Genomic DNA, 25,669 nt, shown 5'->3' on the forward strand with positions numbered 1-25,669 from the left:
GGCTGCGGCATGAATGCTTCTCCAATCATGCGCGGTGGATCGACTGGGGGAAGCTGAACACCGCGTCCGGGTCGTAGCGGCGGGCGACGCTGTCGAGCCTGCTGAGGTTGGAGCCGTAGTAGGCGGTGCCCCAGTCGGGCATGGCGGTCTCGATGTAGTTGACGTAGCCACCCGACGCGCCGAGGCGACCCAGCGCGTCGCGCACCTGGGCGACGGATCGGTTCGCCGCCTCTTGTTTGTCCACTGTGGTCTTTTGGTAGATCTGGACGGTGCCGAGCGCCTTGCGGTGCGGGAACGCCGTCGCCGACGGGTCTACCCGCGAAACGGCGCCGCCGAGGGAATCCAGCAGCAGGTCCATGTCCGTGCGGCCGTCGATCACCTCGACCAGGGCGGCCGGTTCTGCGATGGGGTTGGTAATCACGCGCGAAGAGGCGGCGAAGGTGCTCCTGGGCAGGCTTTCCGGCGTGCAGTTGGTCCGCTGGGCGCACCCCGCGAAGTAGCGCATCGCGTCGAGGTAAGACTTCTGCTGCACGAACCGGTTGCTGGGCTTGCCGGTGTTGACGATGAACCGGTCCAGCATCGGGTTGAGAGCTGTCTGGGGGCCGATGAAGCACCCGCTCAGCCGTGCGGCCGGGGTCGGTCCGCCGGTGACCACGACCGTTGACCAGAGTTCGTCCGGCGCGTTCACGGCCCACTCTTGCCACGCACCGACCACAGCGGCAGCCGAGCCCTCGGGGAAGCCGAGCTGGAAGACCGTGACCGCGGGGGCCGGTTCGGTGGAGAAGGTGAACGAGGTGACGATGCCGAAGTTGCCTCCCCCGCCTCCGCGTAGTGCCCAGAAGAGGTCGTCTTCGTTGTTGGGAGTCGCAGTGCGAACAACGCTGTCCGCGGTGACCACCTGAGCTGAGACAAGGCGGTCGCACGTAAGGCCGTACTTGCGGGTGAGTACGCCTAGGCCGCCGCCAAGGGTGAGCCCGGCGATGCCAACGGTGGGGCACGTGCCCGCGGGCAGGCAGCGGCCTGCTGCGGCAAGAGCGGTGTAGACGTCGATGAGCCGAGCACCTGCGCCGATCACGGCCGTTCCGTCGGGCCGGACGTCCACTGCGGACATTCCACGGACGTCGACGATGAGCCCGCCTTCCGGCGCGGAGTACCCGGCATAGCTGTGTCCACCGCTGCGCGCGGCGATCGGCAGGTAAGAGTCACGAGCCACGGCGACACAGGCCTGCACGTGGTCGCTGGTCGTGCACAGCGCCACGGCCGCTGGCTTCCGCTGGTCATAGAGGGGGTTGTACGACAGCCTTGCCTTGTCGAAGCCCTCGTCACCAGGTTGACGTAGTGCGCCGCCGAGCCGTTTGCGCAGACCGTCGAAGTCAGGCGGTACCGCGGCTGGGCGCGTGGGCTCAGGCACGGCGCTTGGCGTAGTGGTCGACGACTGCGCCCCTCCCTGCTGTCCGCCTACCGAACACGAGACGGCCGTGGCCGCCGCGCCAACACCGGCCGCCCGCAGAAAGACCCTCCTGCTGAACACGCCCCGACCTCCCCGACCCGCTCCACAGTGTCCCCGGTCACAAAGCCCGATCACACCAGCCGATCACATCACGCGGACGCCCGCCGCGCATAGCCCCAGGTCCAGACCAGACCGAGTTGTCCACAGGTCCGCGGCACCCCCTGTACCCGGGCGCCGACCGGTGGCAGGGTGGCCGGTGTGACAAAGTCATTCGCATCCAGCGCCGACCTCGAGCGCAAAGTCGAGACCTTCACCGAGCTGGCCGACGGCGTCTACGCGTTGACCGCCGAGGGCGATCCCAACGTCGGGGCCATCGAGGGCGAGGACTTCCTGGTCTGCTTCGAGGCGCGGGCCACCCCGGTCGCCGCCCGCCGCTGGCTCGAGCAGCTGCGCGAGCGCACCGACAAGCCCGTGCGGTACCTGGTGCTCAGCCACTACCACGCGGTGCGGGTGCTGGGCGCGAGCGCGTTCGACGCCCAGGAGATCGTCACGCACGAGACCACCAGGATGCTGATCGCCGAGCGCGGCGAGGCGGACTGGGCCAGCGAGCTGGGCCGGATGCCCCGGCTGTTCGAGGAGCCCGACAGCGTCCCCGGCCTGACCTGGCCGACGCTGACCTTCACCGACCGGATGGTCATCCCGCTCGGCGGCGACCGGGGCGATCTGGTGCTGGCCTACTGCGGGCGCGGGCACACCGCGGGCGACATCGTCGCCTGGCTGCCCAAACACAAGATCCTCTTCGCCGGTGACCTGGTGGAGTCGCAGGCCGCGCTGTACACCGGCGACGCCTTCCACGACGACTGGGCGACTTCCACTTTGGACACCGTGGCCACCTTCCCGGCCGAGCTGCTCGTGGGCGGCCGCGGCGCGGTCGCCAGGGGCAGCGCCGAGGTGGCCGCGGCCATCGCGCAGAGCCGCCACTTCCTCGACGAGCTGCGCCGCATCGTCGGCGACACGCACCGCAGGGGCGGCACGGTCGCGGAGGCGTTCCGGGCCACGCACGCCGCGCTGGAGCCCGAGTACGGCCGCTGGCCGATCTTCGAGCACTGCCTGCCCTTCGACGTGCAGCGCTACTGGGACGAGCTCGACGGGCACGACTGGCCGGTCGTGTGGACCGCCGAGCGCGACCGCGAGGTGTGGGCGGCGCTGCAGGACGGCCAGCGGTGATCGAGCCGGTCCTCGTCGTCGGCGCGGGCCCGGTCGGCATGACCGGCGCCCTGGTCCTGGCCAGGCACGGCGTGCCGAGCGTGGTGGTCGACGCGCTGCCAGGGCGGATGCTGGAGGGCAGCAGGGCGATCTGCGTGCAGCGCGACGTGCTCGACGTGCTGGAGCGGGTCGGCGCGGGCCACGAGGTGGTCGAGCGGGGCGTCACCTGGTACTCGGGGCGGATCTTCTACCGGGGCGACGAGGTGTTCTCGATGACGCTGCCGCAGCCGGCCCCCGGGCACTTCCCGCCGTTCGTGAACACCCCGCAGAACAGCATCGAGCACGTGCTGGAGCGGCGGGTGCTGGCCGAGCCGCTGATCCAGCTGCGCTACCGCACCAAGGCCGTCGCCATCAGCCAGGACGCCGACGGCGTGACCCTGGAGGTGGCGGGGCCCGACGGGCCGGACACGCTGCGCGGGTCGCACTGCATCGCCGCCGACGGCAACCGCTCGACGCTGCGCAAGCTGCTCGGCGTGCCGTTCGAGGGGCACTCCTTCGGGGACAAGTTCCTGATCACCGACATCCGGGCGGAGTTCGACTTCCCGGTGCCGGAGCGGCGGTTCTACTTCGACCCGGAGTGGAACCCGGGCCGCCAGGCGCTGCTGCACCCGCAGCCGGACTCGGTGTGGCGCATCGACTGGCAGGTGCCAGACGAGTACGACCTGACCGAGGAGCAGGCCAACGGCGACCTGGACAAGCGGATCAGGACCGTCATCGGTGACATCGACTACGAGCTGGTCTGGGCGTCGCTCTACCGCTTCCACCAGCGGCGGGTGCCCACGATGCAGGTCGACCGGGTGGTGCTGGCAGGCGACTCGGCGCACATCATGAGCCCGTTCGGCGCGCGCGGGATGAACTCGGGGCTGGCGGACGTGGAGAACGCGGCGTGGAAGATCGCCGCCATCCGGTCCGGTTGGGGCGGGCCGGGGCTGCTGGCCAGCTACGACCTCGAGCGCGGCCCGGCCACCGACGAGAACCTGCGGGTGACCAGCACGACCATGCGGTTCCTGTGCCCGGCCGACGAGGGCGAGTGGGAGCGGCGGCGCGACATCCTGGAGCGCAGCGTCACCGACCGGTCGGTGAGCGCGGAGATCGACTCCGGCAAGTTGTCCGAGCCGTTCTGGTACCTGGAGTCGCCGCTGACCACGAGGGCCACGGCCGAGGAGATCGCGGCGTTCCCCACCGAACCGGGGGTGCCCAGGCCGCCGTTGCCCGGCGTGCTGTGCCCGGACTTCGGCTTCCCGGACGGGAGCCGGTTGCGCGACCACCTCGGGGTCCGGTTCACCTTGTTGGTGGCGGCGGACACGGCAGCGGACACAGTCGAGGGCCCCGTTGATCCAGCCGACCCCGGGCACGGCCTGGAAGTCGTCGTCTTACCGCAGGGACAGACGAGTGTGGACGTTCCCGAGGGCGGGGGTGTCCTGGTGCGGCCGGACGGTTTCATCGCCGCGGTGCTGCCGCGAGGGGCCTCGCTCGACGACGCGTTGCGGCGCGCCACCGGGTGGGTGGCCTGAGAGCCTCGGGCTCGGCGTCAGCCGCGGCGCCGAGCCCTAGGACTTGATCTCCACCGGTCGGAGCGCGGCCGGGGCGGACGCGGGTACCGCCGGGCTGGCCGGGGGCACCTGCGCGACCCGGCGGTAGTCGGCGCCCTGGTCAGGGCGGGGATCGGGTTCGCCGTTGTTCGGCCAGAACGAGAACGCGCGTTCGGCCTGGGCGGTGATGGTCAGGGAGGGGTTCACGCCGAGGTTGGCGGTGATGGCGGAGCCGTCGACGACCGAGAGCCCCGGGTAGTGGTGCACCCGGTGGTAGGGGTCGAGGACACCGTCGTCGGCGGTGGCGCCGATGGGGCACCCGCCGATGAAGTGCGCGGTCAGCGGGATGTTGGCCAGCTCGCCCCAGGTACCGCCGGGCATGCCGCCGATGTGCTTGGCGGTGAGCTGGTTCGCGTCGTAGCCCGCCTGGATGAACGACGGGTTGGGCTCGCCGTGGCCCTGCCTGGAGGTGTACTTGCGGCGGCCGAACAGGCCCCGGCGGGTGTAGGTGGTGATGGAGTTGTCCAGGCTCTGCATCACCAGCAGGATCACCGTGCGCTCGCTCCACCGGTAGCCCTGCAGCAGCCGGGCCGTCTGGACGGGGTGCCGGGCGGCGAACCTGAGGGCCTGGCGGTAGCGCGGTACCGGCAGTGAACCGTCGGTGGCGAGGGTTTGCAGCAGGCTCATGGCGTTGCTGCCCTTGCCGTAGCGGACCGGTTCGATGTGGGTGTTCTCGTCGGGGTGGAAGGACGACGTGATCGCGACCCCCCGGCTGTAGTCGTGGGCGGGGTCCACTGTGGTGCGTCCCGCGCCGACGATCGATTCGGAGTTGGTGCGGGTGAGCTCGCCCAGGCGCGGCGAGAGCTTCGGCAGTGAACCGGTGTCGCGCATGGCGTGCAGCAGGTTCTGCGTGCCCCAGGTACCCGCCGCTAAGACGACCTGCCCGGCCGTGATGGTGGTGCGGAACCTCTTAGAGCGTGTGCCGGTCTTACGCAGATCCAGTTCGTACCCGCCATCTCCCCGCGGGCGGACGGCGGTGACCGTCGTGAGTGGAATGACCTGCGCGCCGTTCTTCTCCGCCAGGTAGAGGTAGTTCTTCACGAGCGTGTTCTTGGCGCCAACACGGCACCCGGTCATGCAGGAGCCGCACTCCGTGCACCCCACCCGCTTGGGCCCCTCGCCACCGAAGAACGGGTCGTCGACGGTCTCACCCGGAGAGCCGAAGAACACCCCCACCGGCGTCGGGTGGTAGCTGTCGGCGACGTCCATCTCCGCGGCGACCTTCTGCATGACCTCGTCCGACGGCGTCACTGTGGGGTTCGTGACGACCCCCAGCATCCGCGTCGCCTGGTCGTAGTGCGGCGCCAACTCGGCTTCCCAGTCGGTGATGTGCGCCCACTGCCGGTCTTGGTAGAAGGGCTTGAGCGGCCGGTAGAGCGTATTCGCGTAGACCAGCGACCCGCCGCCGACGCCTGCGCCCGCGAGCACCAGCACGTCCTTGAGCAGGTGGATCCGCTGGATGCCGTAGCAGCCCAGCGGCGGCGCCCAGAGGTACTTGCGAACGTCCCACGAGGTCTTGGCGAACTCGTCGTCGGCGAACCGGCGGCCCGCTTCGACCACGGCGACCCGGTAGCCCTTCTCGGTCAGCCGGAGCGCGGCGACGCTGCCGCCGAACCCGGAACCCACCACCACGACGTCGTAGTCCGGCTTGTTACCGGTGAGTTGCGCGCCCATGGGCGCCAGGCTAAGCGCAGGCGGCGGCAGCGGGCTAGGGCCCGAACGGATTTTTCTGTGACCGCCGGTAACAGAGTCAGCCCAGGTCGGACCGCAGCAGCCCGAACAGCACCATGTCCCTGCGCTGCCCGCCGCGCAGCTGCGCCCCGCGCGCCACGCCCTCCTCGCGCAGGCCCGCACCGGCGATCGCCCGGCGCGCGGCCACGTTGGTCACGTCGGTGGACGCCTCGACCCGGTCCAGGTCGGTCGTGGCGAACAGGTGCTCCACCAGCAACCGCAGCGCCCCGACCCCGGCACCGCGGCCACGCGCCGACGGCAGCAGCCCGATGCCCATGTTCCACGCCGCGCAGCCGCGCGTGGGCCCGTAGGACACCTGGTGCCAGCTCACGTCGCCGAGCAGCTCGCCGGAGTCCGAGTCGACCACCACCGCCCGACCGATGTCGCGCGGCGGCAGCGACGGCCGGGGGTCGGGGTCCACGTCGAACGCGCCGTCCGAGGCGGCGCGCAGCCGCTCCACATCGCCCTCGGCGGGTTCGGCCAACGCGAACCCGCCACCGCCGTGCAGCACCCGCCTCATCCGCGGACCGTCAGGCCGACCTTCTGGAACTCCTTCAGGTCCGAGTAGCCGGTCTTGGCCATCGCCCTGCGGAGCGCGCCGAACAGGTTCACCAACCCGTCGGCGTCGGTGGACGGACCGAACAGCAGCGTCTTGAGGTCCACCTCGACGTCCTCGGCGACCGGCAGCACCCGGCTGCGCGGCAGCGACGGGTGCGCCGCCGCCGAGGTCCAGTACAAGCCCTGCCCCGGCGCCTCGGCGGCCAGCGCGAGCGGCGCGCCCAGCATGACCGCGTCCGCGCCGCAGGCGATGGACTTGGCGATGTCGCCGCTGGCGTGCACGTCGCCGTCGGCGATCACGTGCACGTACCGGCCACCGGTCTCGTCGAGGTAGTCCCGCCGGGCGGCGGCGGCGTCGACGATCGCCGTGGCCATCGGGGTCCCGATGCCCAGGGAGCTGTCGGTGGTGGTGATCCCCGCGCAGTGCCCGTAGCCGACGATCACGCCCGCCGCGCCGGTGCGCATCAGGTGCATCGCGGTGCGGTAGTCGTGCACGCCACCGGCGATGACCGGCACGTCGAGGTCGGCGATGAACCGCTTCAGGTTCAGCGGCTCGTCCCCGCCGGAGTCGCGGGCCACGTGCTCGGCGGAGACGATCGTGCCCTGCACGACCAGGACCTCCACCCCGGCGGCCAGCAGGTGCGGGGTCAGCTCGGCCGCCCGCTGCGGGCTCACCCGCGCCGCCACCGTCACCCCGGCCTCGCGGACCGGCCGGATCGCCTCGGCGATCAGGTCGACCTGGATCGGCGCCGCGTGCAGCCGCTGCAGCTCGGCCACCAGCAGCCCGGGGTCATCGCCCTTCTCCGCCGCGCCGACCAGCGCGAACAGCGCCTCCTCCACCTTGGGGTGCCTGGCCCACAGGCCCTCGGCGTTGATCACCCCGAGCCCGCCGAGCTCCCCGACGGCCACCGCGGTGGCTGGCGAGACGATCGCGTCGGTCGGGTGGGTGATCAGCGGGATGTCGAACCGGTAGGCGTCGATCTGCCAGGTGGTCGAGACGTCCTTGGACGAGCGGGTGCGCCGCGACGGCACGATCTCCACCTCGTCGAGCCCGAAGGCGCGCCGGGCGGTCCGGCCCATGCCGATGTCGACAAGATCCCGCACGGGGTGTTCCTTTCCGAGCGCTGAGCTGGTCAGCGGGTGGTGTAGTTCGGCGCTTCGACGGTCATCGTGATGTCGTGCGGGTGGCTCTCCTTGAGCCCGGCGGCGGTGATCCGGATCAGCTGCGCCTGCTGGAGCTCGGCGATGGTGCGCGCGCCGGTGAAGCCCATGCCCGCGCGCAGGCCGCCGACGAGCTGGTGGACCACGTTCGACAGCGGGCCGCGGAACGGGATGCGCCCCTCGATGCCCTGCGGCACGAGCTTGTCGTCGGAGAGCACGTCGTCCTGGGCGTAGCGGTCCTTGGAGTACGACTTGCCCTCGCCGCGCGAGCGCATCGCGCCGAGCGAGCCCATGCCGCGGTAGCTCTTGAACTGCTTGCCGTTGACCAGGATCAGCTCACCCGGCGCCTCGGCGGTGCCCGCGAGCAGGCTGCCGAGCATGACCGCGCTGGCGCCTGCGGCGATGGCCTTGGCGATGTCGCCGGAGTACTGGATGCCGCCGTCGCCGATGACCGGCACGCCCGCCGGGCCCGCGGCAAGCGACGCCTCGTAGATCGCCGTGATCTGCGGCACGCCGACACCGGCGACCACCCGGGTGGTGCAGATGGAGCCGGGGCCGACGCCGACCTTCACGCCGTCGGCGCCCGCGTCGACCATCGCCTGCGCGCCCGCGCGGGTGGCCACGTTGCCGCCGACCACGTCCACCGCGTCGCCGAGCTCCTTCTTGAGCCTGGTCACCACGTCGAGCACCGCGCGCCCGTGGCCGTGGGCGGTGTCGACCATCAGCACGTCCACCCCGGCGTCGAACAGGGTCATCGCGCGCTTGTAGCCGTCCTCGCCGACGCCGACCGCGGCACCGCAGATGAGCCTGCCGTCGGGGTCCTTGCTGGCGTTGGGGTACTGCTCGGTCTTCACGAAGTCCTTGACGGTGATCAGGCCGCGCAGCTTGCCGTCGCCGTCGATGATCGGCAGCTTCTCCACCTTGTGGCGGCGCAGCAGCCCCAGCGCGGCCTCGGCCGACACGCCCACCTGGGCGGTGACCAGCGGGCCCTTGGTCATGACCTCGCTGACCAGGCGGGTGTGGTCGACCTCGAAGCGCATGTCCCGGTTGGTGATGATCCCCACCAGGGTGCCCTCGGCGTCGGTGACCGGCAGGCCCGAGATCCGGTAGCGCGCGCACATCGCGTCGACCTCAGCGAGGGTGTCGCCCGGCGCGCAGGTGACCGGGTCGGTGACCATGCCCGCTTCGGAGCGCTTGACCGTCTCGGCCTGCCTGGCCTGCTCCTCGATGGACAGGTTGCGCTGCAGGATGCCGATGCCGCCCTGGCGGGCCATCGCGATGGCCATCCTGGCCTCGGTGACGGTGTCCATGGCGGCCGAGGCGACCGGGATGCGCAGCGTGACGTTGCGCGAGATCCTGGTCGAGGTCTCCACCGTGCTCGGGATCACATCGGATTGGGCGGGCTGGAGCAACACGTCGTCGAAGGTGAGCCCGAGTGGGGCGAACTTGGCGGGGACCCCGTCAGCGTTGAGCTCGCTGGTCATGGTGGGTGACTGACCTTCCTGCCGGGCCTGAAGTCCCGGTGGCCGAGCCGGGGGTTCGGGGGTGGCCTGCTGCCGTGCCGTGAGCCCGCTGGAGTGCGCGGCGGCCCGGTTCCCCCATGGTATCCGGGCACCCCGCTGGCCCCGCCCGGTACCGTGCGTGGTCGTGCCGCATGACGCGATTCCGCCCAACCCGTTCGCCGGTGGACCGTGGGACGACAGGTCCGCCGGGGACCACAGCGGCGCGCTGCCGCCCGACCCCTTCGCAGGCGACCCGGACGACCCGGCCAAGGCGCTGCTCGACGACGCGACCGACGAGGAGTCGGGCCCGCCGATGAGCGAGCAGGAGCGCGAGGAACTGCTCGCCGACCTGTCGGACCTGGCCGTGTACCAGGCGCTGCTGGAGCCGCGCGGGGTGCGCGGCATCGTGGTGGACTGCGGCGAGTGCCAGGAGCCGCACTACCACGACTGGGCGCTGCTGGCGGCGAGCCTTGAGCAGCTGCTCAACGACGGCAGGATGCGCCCGCACGAGCCCGCGTTCGACCCGGATCCGAGCAGCTACGTCAGCTGGGAGTACTGCCGCGGCTACGCCGACGGCGTGACCGCGAGCGAGAACGCGCTCTAGACGACCGCGAAAAAGCCCCGCAGGAGCGTCCTGCGGGGCTTTTTCGCGGTTGTTCGGGTCTTCGGTCCGGTTCGCCGGTCCGCGGCCGTCAGGAGGTCGTGTCGCCCGCGGCGGGTCCGGACTGCGGCGCACCGGTGTCCGGTTCGTTGATCTTGGGCACCTCGGACTGCGGCGTCGTCGGTTCGGTGGTCGTGGTCGTCGGCGGCGGGGTGGTCGGCTCGGTGGTCGACACCGGCGGGCTGCTCGGCGATGTGGTGGTCTGCGGGACCGTGACCACGGTCGTGCTGCTCGGCAGCGTCGAGGTCGCGGGCGGGAGCGTGGTCGGCGTCGCCGACGGCGGCGGCTGCGCGCCGTTGGCTGGCGCACCGGGCAGCTGCGAGAGCAGGTCGGCGTGGGTCGCGGCGAGTTCGGCGGCGCCGTCCTCGCTGGCCACGGCCGGGAGGCCCTTCTTGGCCTCCTCCAGCTTCGACTTGGCCTCGGCGAGCTTGCCCTCGGCGAGCGCGGTCTGGGCGATGTCGAGGTCCTGGCGCACCGACGCCGCCGCCTCGACGGACCGGGCGTGGTCGGCGTAGAGGACCTTGGTCAGGCTCCACAGGGTGTCGCCCGGCTGGGCGTCGCGGGCGGCGAGACCGGCGCCGGTGAAGGCGATGGCCAGCACGGCGGCCGCGGCGGCGAACGGCACCAGGAGCCTGGGTCTGCGGCGGCCGCGGGCCTTGGCGGCGATCACGGTGGCCACGGCCAGCTTGGCGTCGACCAGTTCGCCGATCGGCGCGGAGTCGACCTCGTCGCGCCAGGAGCTCAGCAGCGCGGCGAGCTCGTCGTCGCGGAAGTCCGGCGGCAGGTCGGAGTCGAAGGCGGACCCGGCGAAGGGGTCGTCGACGGGCCGCTCACCGCGGACCGCGGCGCCGAGCGCGTCGAGGAACGCGTCGTCGGCGTGCACCCGGGAGATGTCCACCGCGTCGTCGGACTCGGCCAGGTCGGCGAACTCGGCGAGCTCGTCGTCGAGCCGCAGGCCGGAGCCGAACGGGACCGGGGTCACGTTCAGCTGTTCGGCGCGCGCGGACGCGGCGTCATCCGCACCGCGTTCGTCGCGATCGCTCTGGTCGGGCACTCAGGCCACCTCCTCCGCCGACAAAGTCTTGCGCAACCTGGCAAGTGCCCGGTGCTGGGCCACCCGAACCGCGCCGGGCGTCGATCCGACCGCCTCGGCCGTCTCCTCGGCCGAGAGGCCGACGACGACCCGGAGCACGACGATCTCACGTTGCTTGTCCGGCAGGACGGACAGCAGTTCGCTCATCCGGCGCGACAGCTCCCCCTGCATCGCCCGCTGCTCCGGACCGGCCTGCGTCTCCGGCTCGTCGGGTACGTCGGCGACGGGGTCGGTTCGGTTACGCGCGGCCGCGCGGTGCGCGTCGGCGACCTTGTGCGCGGCGATGCCGTAGACGAAGGCCAGGAACGGGCGGCCTTGGTCGCGGTAGCCGGGCAGGGCCGTCAACACCGCGAGACACACCTCCTGCGCCACGTCGTCCGCCGAGGCGAACGAGCGTTCCTGCCTGCCGACACGGGCGCGGCAGTACCGCACCACCAGGGGCCGAACGGACGCCAGGACCCGCTCCACCGCGCGAGGGTCACCCTCGACGGCAGCGCTCACCGACGCGTCCAGTCCGTCCCCCAATGTGGTCATCGCAGAATGCAGCCCTGGTGTTACGAGTGCGGTCATCTGAAGGACACCCAACCGGGGCCGATGCCCCGCTCGGGGTCCACCGTACCGCCCGGCTCGCCCGGCCGACCCGCGGTGGGCGGGCCGGGGGGCGCGGTGGCACGCGCCACAGTAACCGGCACAGGGGGTGGTGGCGCGGCGGTGGGGACTGACGCAGCGGGTACCGCGGGCACTGCTGGCACCTCCACGGCGGTGGGGGAACACCGGACGGGTGAGTGAACACACACGACCAGCCGTGCGTGCCCGGTGCGCTTCGGGCACGCACGGCTGGTCGCCGACGCTGGTGCGGTTAGGAGACCAGGCCGCGCCGGAACCCATGGGCCACCGCTTGCGCGCGGTCACGGACGCCGAGCTTGCGGAACAGCCGCCGCGCGTGCGTCTTCACGGTGTCTTCGGACAGGTACAGCTCGCGGCCGATCTGCCCGTTGCTCTTGCCCTGGCTCATGCCGCGCAGCACCTGCAGCTCGCGGTCGGTGAGCTGGACCCCAGGGTCCGATGGCTGCCTCGGTGCGGGCACCGAGGTGCTGGCCAGCGTGTGCGCGAGCGCGGCGACCAGCTCGGGGCGCGAGGCGTCCCAGCGGAGGTAACCGCGAGCGCCGCCCGCGATGGCGGCGGCGATGCTGCCCGCGTCGTCCGGCGCGCCGAACACGATGACGTTGGCCTGCGGGTTCGCCGAGACGAGCCGCCGCGTGGCCTCCACCCCGGTCGGCACCGCGCGCTGGGTGCCCACGAGGACGACATCCACCGGCTGCCGGGAGAACCGGGCGAGCAGCTCGTCACCGTGCGCTACGCAGTCGATGCGACTGACCCCTGGCACAGCGGACATGACACGGGTCAAGCCCTCCCGCACGCTGCGGCGGTCGTCGCAGATCAAGACCGTCGTCACGGGGACTCCTTCCTGCAGCCGAGTGACGTTCCATAACCCCTATCGGACGCCGGCGCCCGAACCTTGACACGATTCGGTGGTAAATCTGTCAACCAATCCACCGGAAGACCGGCCTGCCGATGTCACCTGTTCGGACCAAGGTCAAAACCCGAGGTCGGGACCCATGGCGACGCGGCGGCCGCGGCCCGGCCAGCGGGATCGGCGTGTCGTAACACACAGTCAAGGGCGGTGGCCGCTTCCCGCCGGTGCTCGTCGGCCCGTTCCGGCTCCAGATCAGCTAACACGATGCGGCAAGGCCAACGCAGCGGTACGAGCCCGTGGGTGATCGCGTCCCGGAGGCAGTCGTTGATCGCCAACAGCGCCCCGGGACGATCTCCGGCCGCGGCCAGGGTGGCGCCGAGGACGAGGTTGGACTTGGCCACCAGCCGCCGCGACGGCGACCGGGTCGCGGCGGCAGCGGCGGCCCGCGCTGGGGGAAGTGCGGCCTCGGGGCGCCCGGCCGCCAACTCGACCTCCGCGGCCACCCAGCCGCGTTTGATCTCAGCGCGCCAACCGCCGTCCGTCGAGGCGGACTCGATTCCGAGCAGGGTTCGCGCTTCGTGGAGCTCGCCGAGCCCGATCGCGTCGGCCGCGAGGCCGAGCAGGGCGTCCGAGCGGGCGGCCGCGGCGTCGGCACCGCCCCACCGGCGATCTTGACCGCCGGTCGCCGGTGATCGTTCCCCGGTGGTCGCCGCGGCCTCGGCGAGGCGGCGCAGACCGAGCGCGTCGAGGTCCCTGGCGATGGCGTGCCCGCCGAGCTGCCTGCGGTGCGCGGCGAGGGTCACGGCGGCCAGCGCGGCGCCGGTCGGGTCGGTCCCGGTGATCACCGGCCACAGCAGGGTCGCGGCGGCCGCGTAGCGGCCCCGGCCACCGAGAGTGACAGCGGCCAACCAGGAGCGCTCCCAACCGGGACCCACTCTGAGTGGGTGTTCGCCGGGATCCGGGCCGAACGCGGCCGCCCACAGCCGAGCACGATCGTGGTCACTCACCCGGTCGACCTTGCCCCAACTCGTGGTCAGAGAGCAGGAGCGCCTCGATCCGGCCCACCGCGGTGGGCAGGTCGTCGAGCCGCTCCGCACGGGGCGGGAGGTCCGCTTCTGCCCAACCGGGGCCACCGGCGAACACGTGCACCCGTTGGCTGGTGCGCGGGACCTTGGCCAACGCGGTGGCGGGCACGGGCACCTGTGCCCACACGACGACCGCGGCGGGTGCCGTGCGCCGAACAGCGGCGGTGAGGGCGGCGTCGGGCACAGCCGCGCCGAGCATGATCGTGCCGATCTCCCGGCAGGCGAGCGCGGCCCGCAACACGTGGAGCGGGAGCGAGTGCGCCTCCTGCGGCGCGCAGCACAGCATGACCGGCCGCGGGTTGCGCGGAGCCGGGACCAACGGGGTCTTCCGGATCATGGCGGTCAGCACGCACTCGTTGACGAGGTGCTCGACCTCGACGCAGTCCCCGGAAGCCGCCCACCGCCCGGCGACGGCGCTCAAGACCGGGCGCACCACCTCGTCCCAGGCCGCGACCACACCGCCGGTGTCGATCGCCTCGGTGATGATCCGCTGCACCGACCGGTCGTCCATGGCCATCGCCGCTCGGCCGAGACCGCGCGCGGCCGCCGCCTCGCCGCGCAGGGACAGGCGGCGCCCGCCGTGCGGGGTGGTCTTGCCGAACCCGGTGGCCTCGCCCGGAGTCGCCCGCAGCGCGTACTCCGCCGCCTGCGCCGGTGCGGCACCTTCGAGCAGGGCGCGGCGCATGAGTTCGAGCCTGGCGACGTCGGCGGGGCCGTAGCGGCGGTGCGCCCCGGTGGCGTGCCCGGTGGGACCGAGGCCGTAGCGCCGGTCCCAGGTGCGCAGGGTCGACGGGGCGATGCCGAGCCTGCGGGCCACCGCCGAGACCGGCAGCGTCGGCTCGGCCGGTCCGCTCGTCTTCGTTACACGTCCGCCGCCGCGCGGACGGCGGCGGAGCGGAAGTTGACCACGCTCGGTGGAAGCGTCCGCGTGGTCGGACGGGATGTCAGCCACCACTGGCCCATCTTCGGGTGACACCAGGGGTCCGGCAACCGGATGCGTTGACCACGCTGCGTCGAGCGGGTGAATCCGATCGGCTGAATCGCGTATCCGATGAGTCGATCACCCTTGAACAAGGGTTGGCGCGCTTCTAGCGTGTAAGCCGCTGCACCGAATGGAGTATTGACTCCACCAGTCCACTTGTCAGGAGGCGGCCACCATGGCGGACACGCGCAGGCTCCCCGGTCCGAACGCCGACGTGTGGGACTGGCAGCTCGACGGCTCCTGCCGGGGAATGGACAGCGCGTTCTTCTTCCACCCCGACGGCGAGCGCGGGCCCGCGCGGGCGCGGCGGGAGGCCAAGGCCAAGGCGATCTGCCAGGCGTGCCCGGTGCTGTCGCTGTGCCGCAGCCACGCGCTGGCGGTGCACGAGCCGTACGGGATCTGGGGCGGGCTCTCGGAGTCCGAGCGCGAGGCGATCATCAAGACCGAGAAGCGCACGCTGGCCGTCGCCAAGTAGCGCGGCGCGAAGACGAACCAGGGCCCGGTCGGGATCGACCGGGCCCTCGTCGTTCACGCGATCGGGTCAGTGGCCGTGACCGTGGCCGTGACCGTGACCGCCACCGGCGGGCTCGTCGTCCTTCTTCTCCACGACCGCGCTCTCGGTGGTGAGCACCATGCGGGCGATGGAGGCGGCGTTGGCCACCGCGGACCGGGTGACCTTGACCGGGTCGACGACGCCGTCGGCGAGCAGGTCGCCGTAGACCAGCTTGGCGGCGTTGAAGCCCTGGCCCCAGGACAGCTCGCGGACCTTGTTCACCACGACGGCGCCCTCCTGGCCGCCGTTGGCGGCGATCCAGTGCAGCGGCGCGCTGAGCGCCTCGCGCAGGATCGCGACACCGGTCGCCTCGTCGCCGGTGAGGCCGAGGTTGCCCTCGAGCTCCTTGGCGACCTGCACCAGCGCGGAACCGCCGCCGGGGACGATGCCCTCCTCGACCGCGGCCTTGGTCGCGGCGACCGCGTCCTCGATGCGGTGCTTGCGCTCGGAGAGCTCGGTCTCGGTGGCCGCGCCGACCTTGATCACCGCGACACCGCCGGAGAGCTTGGCCAGCCGCTCCTGCAGCTTCTCCCGGTCCCAGTCGGAGTCGGTGGCCTCGATCTCCTTGCGCAGCTGCTCGGCGCGCCCGGCGATGGCGGACTTCTCGCCGCCGCCGTCGACCAGGGTGGTCTCGTCCTTGGTGACCACGATGCGGCGGGCGGTGCCCAGCTGCTCCAGGGTCGCCTCGGAGAGCTTGACGCCGATCTCGGCGGAGATGACCTCGCCGCCGGTGACGACCGCGAGGTCGTCGAGGAACGCCTTGCGGCGGTCGCCGAAGAACGGCGCCTTGACCGCGACGGCCTTGATCGTCTTGCGCAGGGCGTTGACCACCAGGGTGGACAGCGCCTCGCCGTCGACGTCCTCGGCCACGATCAGCACGGCCTTGCCGCTCTGCGCGACCTTCTCCAGCACCGGCAGCAGGTCGGCAAGCGCGGAGATCTTCTCGCGGTGCAGCAGGACGTAGGCGTCCTCCAGCACGGCCTCCTGCGCCTCCAGGTCGGTGGCGAAGTGGGCCGAGACGTAGCCCTTGTCGAACTGCACGCCTTCGGTGATGACGAGCTCGGTGGCCAGCGTGGAGGACTCCTCCACGGTGATCACGCCGTCCTCGCCGACCCGCTCGATGGCCTCGCCGAGCAGCGCGCCGATCGAGGCGTCGCGGGAGGCGACGGTGCCGACCTGGGCGATGTTGTCGCGGCCCTTGACCGGGGTGGCCTTGGCCTTGAGCGAGTCGACCACGGCGTCGGCGGCGGCCTGGATGCCCTTGCCGACCGAGGTCGGGTTGGCGCCGGCGGCGACGTTGCGCAGGCCGACGCGCACGAGCGCCTGGGCGAGCACGGTTGCGGTGGTGGTGCCGTCGCCCGCGACGTCGTTGGTCTTGGTGGCGACGTTCTTGGCGAGCTGGGCGCCGAGGTTCTCGAACGGGTCCTCGAGGTCGATCTCGCGGGCGATGGTCACACCGTCGTTGGTGACGGTGGGTCCACCGAACTTCTTGGCGAGCACCACGTGCCGCCCGCGCGGGCCAAGGGTGACCTTGACCGCGTCCGCGAGCTTGTTCACGCCGCGCTCGAGCGCCCGACGAGCGTCCTCGTCGAAGCTGATCTGCTTGGGCATTGACTACCTCTCGTTGGTGGCAGCTCTAGAGACGCCGAGCGCCCCGGGTGCCCCGAACGGGGCCGCCGGGGCGCAGGGTCAGCCGGGGTGTCAGTTGATGACAGCCAGCACGTCGCGGGCGGAGAGGATCAGGTACTCCTCGCCGTTGTACTTGACCTCGGTGCCGCCGTACTTGGAGTAGATGACGACATCGCCGACGGCCACGTCCACCGGGACGCGGTTGCCCTTGTCATCGATCCGGCCCGGACCCACGGCCAGGACCTTGCCCTCCTGGGGCTTCTCCTTGGCGGTGTCCGGGATGACCAGGCCGGAGGCGGTCGTCGCCTCGGCCTCGCTCGCCTGGACGACGATCTTGTCCTCGAGCGGCTTGATGTTCACGCTCACCGCTGTGACCTCCACGGGTCGTCGAAAGCGTTGGCAGGTACAAGAGCGCGACTCCCGAGGAGCCACGCCCACGGCTCCTGCCACCCCGCCGTCGCGGGGGTCGGGGCGGTACTTGGCGCCGTGCAACTAGCACTCTACCCACGCGACTGCTAAGCCTGCAACGACCCCCACGTGTGACATGGGAACGTGGCCTGACCAGCCCGGTTCTGGTAGAGCGGCTCAGTTCCCGGCCGAACCCGGCTCGACCCGGGTCCGGGGGGCCGCGACCAGCCCGGCGACATCCGCGCCGATGAGCTCCAGGACCCCTTTGCCCGCCGCGACACCTTCCGGCGGTAGCGCCACGAGTGCCCACCACCGCACTGTTCAGCCGCTCACGCCACTGCCGCGGTGGGATCGAGGCCCTTCCCCCGCGCAGGAGCCCTCGATGTCGTCGCCCAACACCTCGCGAGTTCCTCCCGCCCCGCGTCGTTGAGCGAGTAGAACGGACGGCCGTTTCGCCACCCGGACGAGCCCGTCGCGCTCCAGCCGCAGCAGGATCGTGTACACCGTCCCCTCGACGTCGGCGAAGCCGAGTTCGTTGAGCAGCCGGGTGATCGCGTACCCCTAGCGAAATCGAGGAGTGGTCCCGCCGGTCCGCGGCTACCGTGGACCCTGTGATCAGACCGGCCACCCCCGCCGACTTCGAGCGCCTCCGCGAGATCGAAGTCCTGGCAGGCGCCGCCTTCCGCGACGTGGGCATGCCCGAAATAGCCGACGACGACCCACCGTCGATCGAGGAGTTGGCGGAGTTCACCGCGGACGGCCGCGCCTGGGTAGCCGAGTACCACGGCCGGGTCGTCGGCTACCTGCAGGCAGAAGTGGTGGACGGCTACGCCCACATCGCCCAAGTAAGCACCGACCCCGCCGTCAGGGGCCGGGGCCTGGGCCGGGCTTTGGTGGACCACCTGGAAGCCTGGGCCCGCGACCGCGGCCTAGAAGCCCTGACCCTAACCACATTCCGCGAAGTCCCATGGAACGCGCCCTACTACGAACGCATCGGCTTCCGCCCTATAGAGCCAACCCCCGCCCTCCAGACCATCATCGACCGCGAAACCCTCTTGGGCCTAGACCCCACCAAACGCACCTGCATGCGCCGCGACATCTAGCGCTGGGACGGCCATCTCTAAGTACCGGTGGCGAGGCCGAAATCGCCCATGGCGCGCGTCCACCCCTGCCCCTCCCGGGGCGGCAAGACTGCGTTGAGCAGCCTGAGCACTCCCCACCCATTCGGCCACAGGCCGCCCCCCTGGCGGACAACAGACCCCGCCCACCCAGGGGGCCACCCACTTCCAGCCTAGTCGATTCCGTTGCTTGTCAAGGGGGTTCGGCGGGAGCTGTGGACCAACGAGCGCATTGTGGATAGTCATCGACAGGCGCCAGCCAAGGCGCAGAACCGCCAAGCCCACTCGCATTCGGCGTGACGTTCCGTGGAGGCAGCGAGGCCGTAGTCGCTTGCGGTGCACACCAACGCGCCCCTAGCCGCCCGCTGTGGCGAAGACCGCTTCCCCAGCGTGCCACTCGGCGGCCCAGGAGATTACGACTTTTCAACCGAGGCCGCACCCCCACCCGACGGCAGACCCCGCCCACCCAGGGGGGCCACCCACTTCCAGCGTAGTCGATTCCGGTGCCTGTCAAGGGGGTCCGGTGGGAGCTGTGGATAGACGAGGGCATTGTGGACAGTCATCGACCGGGACGCCTCGTGGACCAGACCCGTCAAGAGCACCTTCATGCGCACGCGAAACCCAGCGCTGAATCCGGCTTGAGGGCGCCGAGAGTGTGAAGAATCGGCCGAAGGCCGCACCCCGACGGACAACAGACCCCGCCCACCCAGGGGGACCACCCACTTCCAGCCTAGTCGAATCCGGTGCCTGTCAAGAGGGTTCGGTGGGGGCTGTGGACAGAAGAGGGGATTGTGGACAGTCGAGGTGGGGGTCGCGGAAGTCGCAGGGGGCAGATGTGTGATGGCCCCTCTCAACCGAGAGGGGCCACCGAAGGATCAGGCTTGGTGCAGGGTGTGGCCTCGGTCTTCGACGACGAAGGTTGCGGCTGTGGTGGCTTCGGCGCCCGCGGTGCGCACGTGGGGGAGGACTCGGAAGTCTGCTCGGAGTTCCTTGGCGGTGATTCGGGTGCGGACGTAGCCGCGGCGGTTCTTGTAGAACTTGAGGTGGGGGTTCTCGGCGAGGACGGTCGCGTTGGTGTCTTCGCCGCCGTCGCCGGTGGAGGTGATGGAGGTGGTGACCAGTTCGACGGCGACGTTGCGGGACTCGGGGTTGTCGAAGTTCTCCTTGACGTCCCCGGCCCAGTGGCGGTGCACGTCACCGGTCAGCACGACGCCGTTGCGCGCGGTCGCCAGGCCAGCGGCGACCTTGTCCCGGCTGGCCTTGTACCCGTCCCACGCGTCCATGCTGAAGCCCTGCTTCTCGCCGGCGGTCAGGTCCCGCTGCGCGAAGAACACCTGCTGCCCGAGCACGTCCCACCGCGCCCGCGACGTGCGCAGCCCGTCGAGCAGCCACCGCTCCTGCGCCGCGCCGGTGAGCGTGCGGGCCGCGTCGAGGCGGTCGGCGCAGTCGACCTTGGTGCCGTCGCCGCAGGCCTGGTCGGTGCGGTACTGGCGGGTGTCGAGCATGTGGAAGTTGGCCAGCGCGCCCCACCGGACCCGGCGGAACAGCTGCATGTCCTGCCCGCGCGGCCGGGCGGTGCGGCGCAGCGGCATGTTCTCGTAGTACGCCTGGAACGCGGCGGCGCGGCGGGCGGGGAACTCGGGGTCCGGCGCCTCGGGCACGTCGTCGGCCCAGTTGTTCTCGACCTCATGGTCGTCGAAGACGATCAGCCAGGGGGCGACCTGGTGCGCGAGCCGCAGGTCGGGGTCGGACTTGTACTGGGCGTGGCGCAGCCGGTAGTCGGCGATGGTGCGGGTCTCCGGTCCGACGACCGCGCGCACGTCGGCGGCCTTGCCCGCGTACTCGTACTGGTAGTCGCCCAGGTGCAGCACCAGGTCGGGGTGGTCCTCGGCGAGGCGGCGGTAGGCGGTGAAGAAGCCCTCGCCGAAGTGCGAGCAGGAGGCGAAGGACATGGTCAGCGCGCCGGTCAGCGAGTGCGGCGCCGGGGCGGTGCGGGTGCGGCCGGTCTCGGACACGTGCTCCTGCACCCGGAAGCGGTAGAAGTACTCGGCGCCGGGGCGCAGTCCGGCCAGTTCGACGTGCACGCTGTGCGCGGACTCCGGCCGGGCCCACTCGACGCCGGTGCGCACCACGTGGCGGAACCGCTCGTCCGCCGCGACCTGCCACAACACCGGCAGCGTGCGGTTGGGCATGCCGCCGAGGCCGTCGAGGGCGAGCGGGTCCTGGGCGAGACGCGTCCACAGCACGACGCCGTCGGCGGACGGGTCACCGGAGGCGACGCCGAGGGTGAACGGGTAGGTGAGGGTGCGGTCGGGCGCGGCCAGCGCGGGCGTACCGACGCCGACCGCGACGAGGCCCGCGGCGGCAGCGCCGCCGAGCAGCACGGACCGGCGGTTGGGAGTGTTCATGTGGTGGGGCCTCCCTGATCAGGTGTTGGCTGGCAGTCACCCTCCTCCGTGGCGGTTTCCCGCGACCCACTTCCGGATGAGACCTGGGTGATCGCCTGGCATACCCCGGTTGACTTGCCGCCGAAGGGACTAACGTCGACCCGGTGCACCCCGTCATCTCGCTGCTGCGCTCCCGCCTGTCCTCCGGTAGTCGTGCCGACGGCCGCAAGCTCGCCCTCGCCGTGGAGGGCGGGGGCAGCCGAGGCTCGTACTCCGGCGGCATGATCGCGGGTCTCGACGACTTAGGCCTGACCAGCTGCTTCGACGCCGTCTACGGTGCCTCCGCCGGTGCGCTCAACGGTGCCTGGATGCTCGGCGGTCAAGCGCAGACGGGCACCTTCGGCTGGTCGGACCCGGCGATCATGCGGCGGGTGACCAACCCCTGGCGCCTGCGCCGCGTCGTCGACACCGAGCACCTCGTGCAGGTCGTCTACGAGGCCGTCCCGATGAACTTCGCGGCGATCCTGTCCAACGCCACCACGTTCCACCCGCTCGCCACGGACGCGGCCACCGGGGAGGCGGTGGACCTGCACCCGTTCTTGAAGGACCAGCGCTCGCTGCAGCTGGCCCTGCGCGCGTCGACGGGTCTACCGATGTTGTCCGGCCGCCCGGTGACCCTGGCGGGCAGGCAGTGGATCGACGCGGGATTGGCCGAGGCGATCCCGTTCCGCACCGCGATCGCCGACGGCGCGACCGACGTCCTCGTCCTGAGAACCCGCCCCGACGGCTGGGCAGCCCTACCCCCCTCGAGAGTCGAAACCGCCGTCGTCTCCCGCTACCTCCGCCGAGTCGCCCCCGGCGCCCTGACGAGCTGGCAATCCCGCCACACCCGCCAACTCACCGACGACAACGACCTCGCCGCCCACCCCTCCATCCTCCAGATCCGCCCACCCGCCACCGCCCCCGAGGTCCCCCGCCTCACCCGGGACACCCTCCTGCTCCGCCGAGCAGTACGCCTCGGCCGCGAAGCCGTCCTCGCCGCCCTGACCTGAGCACGGCCGTTGCGCGGCCCTCTATCCACAATGCCTTCTTCTGTCCACAGCTCTCGCCGAACCCTCTTGACAGGTGCCGGAATCGACTACGCTGGAAGTGGGTGGCCCCCCTGGGTGGGCGGGGTCTGCCGTCCGCCGGGGGTGTGGCCTTTGGTTGGTTCTTCGTTCCCCTCGCCGCCCTCTCGCGTCTGATCCAGCGCCAGGTGTCGTAGCGCGGACGGGTTTAGCGGGTCTGAAACCATGAGGGTCTGCCGGTCGGCGACTGTCCACAATGCCCTCTTCTGTCCACAGGTCCTACCGGATCCTCTTGACAGGTGCCGGATTCGACTAGGCTGGAAGTGGGTGGTCCCCCTGAGGTGGGCGGGGTCTGCTGTCGGCCAGGAGGGGACGGGGCCGTGGCCGATCTTCACGCCCGGGCCGTTGAGTGGCGCGCCTGAGGAGCAGTCTTTCACCGCGCCAGGCGAGTAGGGGTGCGTTGGTGCGGCACCGTAGGCGACCACAACCTCGCTGCCTTCACGGAACTCCGTGACGCATGAGGGCGGGTTTGCGGTCTAAGCAGGCGCGCCGGTCGATGACTGTCCACAATGCTCTCGTTTGTCCACAGCTTCCGCCGAACCCCCTTGACAGGCACCGGAATCGACTACGCTGGAAGTGGGTGGCCCCCCTGGGTGGGCGGGGTCTGCCGTCGGGCGGGTGCGGCCTGTGGCCGGTGGGGCGGGTGGGCGCTACTGCGACAAGCGCCGGGCTGGTGGGCGAAGGGCCTCGGCTGGGAACGGTGTTCGGCGCGCAGGAGGACGCGCGGGAGGACTGGGGGGATGGTCCGGCCACTGGGGTGGAGGGGTTCCGCAGGGGTAGGGGAAGCTCTGCGCGTGATGAGTCGGGGTGGTTGGGGTGTTGTGGCGGGGTTGGCCTGCCTGGTGGCTCTCGTCGTGGGTGGGTTGTCGGTGGTGCCGCAGTGGTTGTACCCGCCTTTGGGGGGTGGGGAGTTGGCGGCGGTGGGCAGTCCTGAGGTTCGGATCCAGTTGCAGCAGGCGCAGGGGCAGTTGCAGAACGGGGTTCGGTCGACGTTGTTGCAGTTGGCGGCGGGGTTGTTGGTGATCGCTGGGGCGGGGGCTACGTGGCGGCAGGTGGCTGTGGCCAGGGAGGGGCAGATCACGGAGCGGTTTACGCGGGCTGTGGAGCAGTTGGGCAGCGGGAACGTGGACGTGCGGATCGGTGCGGTGTACGCGTTGGACCGGATCGCCAAGAACTCGCCGCCGGATCGGGATCGGGTGCAGTTCATTCTGTGCGCCTTCGTGCGCAACCACGCCGCCTGGCACGTGGGGGCTCCGGATGGGCCGGTGCACCCGACGCCGACGGTCGAGAATCGGCCGTGGTTGCAGGTGACGGCGCCGGATGTCCAGGCGGCGGTGCACGTCGTGGCGCTGTTGCCCAGTGCTGGCAAGGCGTCGGAGAACCCGCGGATCTACCTGTCGCGGGTTGACCTGCGGGGGCTGCAGCTGTCCCGGGGCGGGTTGGTCGACGCGCAGCTGCGGCACGTCAACCTCGCCCGGTGCTGGCTCAAGGGGATCCGGTTGGACGGCAGTGACCTGAAGGGGTCCGACCTGCGCCGGTCCCAGCTCGAACGGGTCAGCTTGGTCGGCGCGAGCCTGCACCTGGCCCACCTGGCCGAGGCCGACCTCCGCGACGCCGATCTGCGCGGCGCGGACCTGCGCGGCGCCGACCTGACCGGTGCCGTCCTCGACGGCGCCAAGCTGGACGGGGTGCGGGCGGACTCGGCGACGACCTGGCCGAAGGGGTCAGACCGAGGTGGTGGCGACCGGGAGGGCGGGGTCGGTGGTGAGGTCGAGGGCTGAGGGCTTGACCCCGGCGGCCACCAGGTGGGCGCCGAGGGCGGCGATCATGGCGCCGTTGTCGGTGCAGAGGCGGGGGCGGGGGACGCGCAGGGTGATCCCGGCGGCGGCGCAGCGTTCCGCGGCGAGCTGCTTGATCCGGGAGTTCGCGGCGACGCCACCGGAGATGACCATGGTGCCGATGCCCAGGTCGGTCGCCGCGCGGACCGCCTTGGCCGTCAGCACATCCGCAACCGCCTCCTGGAAGGACGCGGCGACGTCGTCGATGGGGACTTCCCCGCCGTCGCGTTCGCGGGCTTCGACCCAGCGCGCGACGGCTGTCTTGAGGCCGGAGAAGGAGAAGTCGTACTTGGCGTCGCGGGGGCCGGTGAGGCCGCGCGGGAACGCGATGGCCGAGCAGTTGCCGCGCTGGGCGGCCTTGTCGATGGGCGGGCCGCCCGGGTAGGGCAGCCCGATCACCCTGGCGACCTTGTCGTAGGCCTCGCCTGCCGCGTCGTCGATGGTGGAGCCGATCTCGGTGATGCCGCCCGCGAGGTCGTCGACGCGCAGGAGCTGGCTGTGCCCGCCGGAGACCAGCAGGGCCAGCGTCGGCGACGGCAGCGCGCCGTGTTCCAGGGTGTCGGCGGCGACGTGCCCGGCGAGGTGGTTGACCCCGTAGAGCGGCACCCCCAGCGACAACGCGTACGCCTTGGCCGCCGACACGCCGACCAGCAGCGCGCCAGCCAGGCCGGGCCCGCAGGTCACCGCGATGGCGTCCACATCGGACAGCGTGAGGCCCGCGACCTCGACCGCGCGGCGCACGGTCGGGACCATGGCCTCCAGGTGCGCCCGGCTGGCCACCTCGGGCACCACGCCGCCGAACCTGACGTGCTGCTCAACGCTGGAGGCGACCTCGTCGGCCAGCAGGTCGACCGCCCCGTCGGGGCCGAGCCGGACGATGCCGACGCCGGTCTCGTCGCAGGAGCTCTCGATGCCCAGGATGATCGTCACGTGGTCTCCTGCACCCGCGCGGGTCGGACCATGGTGAACGCGTCCGCGCCGGAGGGTTGGTAGTAGCGGCGGCGTAGGCCGATGGTGGCGAAGCCGTGTGCCTCGTAGAGGGCGATGGCGGCGGCGTTGTCGGTGCGGACCTCGAGGAACACCTGCGCGCGCTCGTCGTCGGCCCGCTCGAGCAGCGCGCGCAGCAGTGCCTTGCCGACGCCGCGGCCCTGCCAGACCGGGTCGACGCCGATGTTGTGCACGCTGGCCTCCATGTCGCCGGGCGCTCCGGCCAGCGACAGGCCCGCGTAGCCGATCAGCAGCTCACCGGTGTGCGCGCCGACGTAGAAGTGCCCCCAGTCCAGTTCGGCGGCGAAGGCGGACTCGCTCCACGGGTCGTCGGCGGGGAACAGGGCGCGCTCCAGTTCGGCGCAGCGGCGCAGGTCGGCGCGGCGCAGCGGCTCGATCCGGACCGGCTCGGTCATCCCGGGCTCACCCGTTTGCGGGCGCCCGGCTCGACCGCGTCCGGCCTGCGCAGGTACAGCGGGGTCAGCGGGCCGGGTTCGCCGGTCAGGTCGGCGGCCAGCACCAGCCCGACCGGGCTGGGGTACTCCGGCCCGTCGAACGGCACGCCCAGGTCGTAGACCCGCGCGCCCGCGATCCGGGTGACCCCGTCCAGCGGGATGTCCGCCGGGCGGTTCACGTTGGGCTCACCGACCCGGGCGCCGTTGGTGTACCGCGCCCAGTAGAGCTCCTTGCGCCGGGCGTCGGTGACCACCAGCAACGACTCCGCAGCGGCTTCGGCGGCGATCGCGTCGAGCGTGCACACCGGGAACACCGGCCGGTCCAGGGCGTGCCCGAGGGCGGCGGCGGTGACCATGCCCGCCCGCAGCCCGGTGAACGGCCCGGGCCCGACCCCGCAGACCAGGGCGTCGAGGTCGGCCAGGGTGTGGCCCGCCTCGGCGAGGGCGTCGCGCAGGTGGGGGGTGAGCAGCTCGCCGTGCGCGCGGGCGTCGACGGTGACCCGCTGCGCGAGCAGCCTGGGGGTACCACCGGTGAGTTCGACGACTCCGGCGGTGACCGCGGGGGTGGCGGTGTCGACCGCGAGGACCAGCACGGTGGTCAAGGGTACG

The 25,669-nt window shown here is 71.6% G+C and carries 24 protein-coding genes and 1 pseudogene; 7 read left to right on the plus strand and 18 right to left on the minus strand.

The window, feature by feature from the left end; genetic code table 11:
• Positions 1-25: 25 nt before the first annotated feature.
• The gene (locus JOD54_RS02455; protein ID WP_307859803.1) at positions 26-1,411 is read right to left on the minus strand and encodes an FAD-binding oxidoreductase; all 1,386 of its coding nucleotides are present in this window, start codon (positions 1,409-1,411) and stop codon (positions 26-28) included.
• 297 nt (positions 1,412-1,708) lie between these two features.
• On the opposite strand from JOD54_RS02455, the gene JOD54_RS02460 reads away from it, so the two are divergent.
• Together JOD54_RS02460 and JOD54_RS02465 are read left to right on the plus strand one after the other, a co-directional pair.
• Positions 1,709-2,677: an MBL fold metallo-hydrolase gene (locus JOD54_RS02460; RefSeq protein WP_204448989.1), complete on the plus strand. Its 969-nt coding sequence runs from the start codon at positions 1,709-1,711 to the stop codon at positions 2,675-2,677.
• A complete protein-coding gene (locus JOD54_RS02465; RefSeq protein ID WP_307859804.1) occupies positions 2,674-4,230 on the plus strand; it encodes an FAD-dependent monooxygenase in 1,557 nt (518 codons plus the stop codon). Before JOD54_RS02460 ends, JOD54_RS02465 begins: the two co-directional genes overlap by 4 nt.
• A gap of 36 nt (positions 4,231-4,266) precedes the next feature.
• Here the strand turns inward: JOD54_RS02465 and JOD54_RS02470 are convergent, their stop codons facing one another.
• The 4 genes from JOD54_RS02470 to guaB all read right to left on the minus strand — a co-directional run bounded on the left by JOD54_RS02470 (position 4,267) and on the right by guaB (position 9,242).
• Positions 4,267-5,982: a GMC family oxidoreductase gene (locus tag JOD54_RS02470; protein WP_204448990.1), complete on the minus strand. Its 1,716-nt coding sequence runs from the start codon at positions 5,980-5,982 to the stop codon at positions 4,267-4,269.
• A 76-nt stretch (positions 5,983-6,058) separates the two neighbouring features.
• A complete protein-coding gene (locus JOD54_RS02475; RefSeq protein WP_204448991.1) occupies positions 6,059-6,559 on the minus strand; it encodes a GNAT family N-acetyltransferase in 501 nt (166 codons plus the stop codon).
• Positions 6,556-7,701: a GuaB3 family IMP dehydrogenase-related protein gene (locus JOD54_RS02480; RefSeq protein WP_204448992.1), complete on the minus strand. Its 1,146-nt coding sequence runs from the start codon at positions 7,699-7,701 to the stop codon at positions 6,556-6,558. The genes JOD54_RS02475 and JOD54_RS02480 overlap by 4 nt, the downstream gene beginning before the upstream one ends.
• A 29-nt stretch (positions 7,702-7,730) precedes the next feature.
• Positions 7,731-9,242: an IMP dehydrogenase gene (gene guaB / locus JOD54_RS02485; RefSeq protein ID WP_204448993.1), complete on the minus strand. Its 1,512-nt coding sequence runs from the start codon at positions 9,240-9,242 to the stop codon at positions 7,731-7,733.
• A 244-nt stretch (positions 9,243-9,486) separates the two neighbouring features.
• On the opposite strand from guaB, the gene JOD54_RS02490 reads away from it, so the two are divergent.
• Positions 9,487-9,864, plus strand: a complete 378-nt coding sequence (locus tag JOD54_RS02490) for a DUF5319 domain-containing protein (RefSeq protein WP_204456029.1) — start codon at positions 9,487-9,489, stop codon at positions 9,862-9,864.
• An 88-nt stretch (positions 9,865-9,952) separates the two neighbouring features.
• Here the strand turns inward: JOD54_RS02490 and JOD54_RS02495 are convergent, their stop codons facing one another.
• The 5 genes from JOD54_RS02495 to JOD54_RS02515 form a co-directional block, all read right to left on the minus strand.
• Complete coding sequence (locus JOD54_RS02495) at positions 9,953-10,975, minus strand: anti-sigma-D factor RsdA (protein ID WP_204448994.1); 1,023 nt, start codon at positions 10,973-10,975, stop codon at positions 9,953-9,955.
• Positions 10,976-11,548, minus strand: coding sequence for a sigma-70 family RNA polymerase sigma factor (locus JOD54_RS02500; protein WP_204448995.1), 573 nt, complete (start codon positions 11,546-11,548; stop codon positions 10,976-10,978).
• A gap of 325 nt (positions 11,549-11,873) precedes the next feature.
• On the minus strand, positions 11,874-12,470 hold the full coding sequence (locus tag JOD54_RS02505) for a response regulator transcription factor (RefSeq protein ID WP_018682728.1): 597 nt from the start codon (positions 12,468-12,470) through the stop codon (positions 11,874-11,876).
• Positions 12,471-12,592: 122 nt separating this feature from the next.
• Positions 12,593-13,498 (minus strand): hypothetical protein, encoded by a 906-nt coding sequence (locus JOD54_RS02510; RefSeq protein ID WP_204448996.1) that lies wholly within the window; start codon positions 13,496-13,498, stop codon positions 12,593-12,595.
• Positions 13,491-14,528, minus strand: a complete 1,038-nt coding sequence (locus JOD54_RS02515; protein ID WP_307859805.1) for a MerR family transcriptional regulator — start codon at positions 14,526-14,528, stop codon at positions 13,491-13,493. The genes JOD54_RS02510 and JOD54_RS02515 overlap by 8 nt, the downstream gene beginning before the upstream one ends.
• Before the next feature lie 205 nt (positions 14,529-14,733).
• On the opposite strand from JOD54_RS02515, the gene JOD54_RS02520 reads away from it, so the two are divergent.
• A complete protein-coding gene (locus JOD54_RS02520) occupies positions 14,734-15,033 on the plus strand; it encodes a WhiB family transcriptional regulator (RefSeq protein ID WP_092777779.1) in 300 nt (99 codons plus the stop codon).
• Positions 15,034-15,099: 66 nt separating this feature from the next.
• On the opposite strand, the gene groL is transcribed toward JOD54_RS02520, so the two are convergent.
• The 4 genes and pseudogenes from groL to JOD54_RS02535 form a co-directional block, all read right to left on the minus strand.
• Positions 15,100-16,722: a chaperonin GroEL gene (gene groL, locus JOD54_RS02525; RefSeq protein ID WP_204448997.1), complete on the minus strand. Its 1,623-nt coding sequence runs from the start codon at positions 16,720-16,722 to the stop codon at positions 15,100-15,102.
• Between the two features lie 90 nt (positions 16,723-16,812).
• Positions 16,813-17,106 carry a co-chaperone GroES gene (groES, locus tag JOD54_RS02530; protein ID WP_026316263.1) on the minus strand — a complete coding sequence of 98 codons (294 nt, stop codon included), beginning with the start codon at positions 17,104-17,106 and terminating at the stop codon, positions 16,813-16,815.
• 219 nt (positions 17,107-17,325) lie between these two features.
• Positions 17,326-17,448 (minus strand): hypothetical protein, encoded by a 123-nt coding sequence (locus JOD54_RS34940; RefSeq protein WP_275592635.1) that lies wholly within the window; start codon positions 17,446-17,448, stop codon positions 17,326-17,328.
• A 29-nt stretch (positions 17,449-17,477) separates the two neighbouring features.
• A pseudogene (locus JOD54_RS02535) lies at positions 17,478-17,709 on the minus strand (PadR family transcriptional regulator); the annotation flags it as partial.
• 50 nt (positions 17,710-17,759) lie between these two features.
• On the opposite strand from JOD54_RS02535, the gene JOD54_RS02540 reads away from it, so the two are divergent.
• Positions 17,760-18,251, plus strand: a complete 492-nt coding sequence (locus tag JOD54_RS02540) for a GNAT family N-acetyltransferase (RefSeq protein ID WP_204448998.1) — start codon at positions 17,760-17,762, stop codon at positions 18,249-18,251.
• 890 nt (positions 18,252-19,141) lie between these two features.
• On the opposite strand, the gene JOD54_RS02545 is transcribed toward JOD54_RS02540, so the two are convergent.
• Positions 19,142-20,674: an alkaline phosphatase D family protein gene (locus JOD54_RS02545; protein WP_204448999.1), complete on the minus strand. Its 1,533-nt coding sequence runs from the start codon at positions 20,672-20,674 to the stop codon at positions 19,142-19,144.
• Positions 20,675-20,817: 143 nt separating this feature from the next.
• Here JOD54_RS02545 and JOD54_RS02550 point away from each other — a divergent pair, with 143 nt between their 5' ends.
• Together JOD54_RS02550 and JOD54_RS02555 are read left to right on the plus strand one after the other, a co-directional pair.
• Positions 20,818-21,705, plus strand: a complete 888-nt coding sequence (locus tag JOD54_RS02550) for a patatin-like phospholipase family protein (protein ID WP_204449000.1) — start codon at positions 20,818-20,820, stop codon at positions 21,703-21,705.
• An 872-nt stretch (positions 21,706-22,577) separates the two neighbouring features.
• Positions 22,578-23,561, plus strand: coding sequence for a pentapeptide repeat-containing protein (locus JOD54_RS02555; RefSeq protein WP_204449001.1), 984 nt, complete (start codon positions 22,578-22,580; stop codon positions 23,559-23,561).
• Here JOD54_RS02555 and tsaD read toward each other — a convergent pair.
• Genes tsaD through tsaB form a run of 3 tightly spaced genes read right to left on the minus strand, consistent with a single transcriptional unit; the run spans position 23,505 to position 25,653 of the window.
• On the minus strand, positions 23,505-24,548 hold the full coding sequence (gene tsaD, locus JOD54_RS02560; protein WP_204449002.1) for a tRNA (adenosine(37)-N6)-threonylcarbamoyltransferase complex transferase subunit TsaD: 1,044 nt from the start codon (positions 24,546-24,548) through the stop codon (positions 23,505-23,507). The genes JOD54_RS02555 and tsaD overlap by 57 nt on opposite strands.
• Positions 24,545-25,021, minus strand: a complete 477-nt coding sequence (rimI, locus tag JOD54_RS02565) for a ribosomal protein S18-alanine N-acetyltransferase (protein ID WP_204449003.1) — start codon at positions 25,019-25,021, stop codon at positions 24,545-24,547. Before rimI ends, tsaD begins: the two co-directional genes overlap by 4 nt.
• Positions 25,018-25,653, minus strand: a complete 636-nt coding sequence (tsaB, locus tag JOD54_RS02570; protein WP_204456031.1) for a tRNA (adenosine(37)-N6)-threonylcarbamoyltransferase complex dimerization subunit type 1 TsaB — start codon at positions 25,651-25,653, stop codon at positions 25,018-25,020. Before tsaB ends, rimI begins: the two co-directional genes overlap by 4 nt.
• Positions 25,654-25,669: the final 16 nt, after the last annotated feature.

The organism is Actinokineospora baliensis, assembly GCF_016907695.1.
GTDB lineage: Bacteria > Actinomycetota > Actinomycetes > Mycobacteriales > Pseudonocardiaceae > Actinokineospora > Actinokineospora baliensis.

What these genes read in the sequence shown, in the direction of transcription:
- JOD54_RS02470 (WP_204448990.1), bottom strand. Translation starts at nt 5,982, where the DNA reads ATGGGCGCGCAACTCACCGGTAACAAGCCGGACTACGACGTCGTGGTG.
- JOD54_RS02475 (WP_204448991.1), bottom strand. Translation starts at nt 6,559, where the DNA reads ATGAGGCGGGTGCTGCACGGCGGTGGCGGGTTCGCGTTGGCCGAACCC.
- guaB (WP_204448993.1), bottom strand. Translation starts at nt 9,242, where the DNA reads ATGACCAGCGAGCTCAACGCTGACGGGGTCCCCGCCAAGTTCGCCCCA.
- JOD54_RS02500 (WP_204448995.1), bottom strand. Translation starts at nt 11,548, where the DNA reads ATGACCACATTGGGGGACGGACTGGACGCGTCGGTGAGCGCTGCCGTC.
- JOD54_RS02520 (WP_092777779.1), top strand. Translation starts at nt 14,734, where the DNA reads ATGGCGGACACGCGCAGGCTCCCCGGTCCGAACGCCGACGTGTGGGAC.
- groL (WP_204448997.1), bottom strand. Translation starts at nt 16,722, where the DNA reads ATGCCCAAGCAGATCAGCTTCGACGAGGACGCTCGTCGGGCGCTCGAG.
- JOD54_RS02545 (WP_204448999.1), bottom strand. Translation starts at nt 20,674, where the DNA reads ATGAACACTCCCAACCGCCGGTCCGTGCTGCTCGGCGGCGCTGCCGCC.
- JOD54_RS02555 (WP_204449001.1), top strand. Translation starts at nt 22,578, where the DNA reads ATGAGTCGGGGTGGTTGGGGTGTTGTGGCGGGGTTGGCCTGCCTGGTG.
- rimI (WP_204449003.1), bottom strand. Translation starts at nt 25,021, where the DNA reads ATGACCGAGCCGGTCCGGATCGAGCCGCTGCGCCGCGCCGACCTGCGC.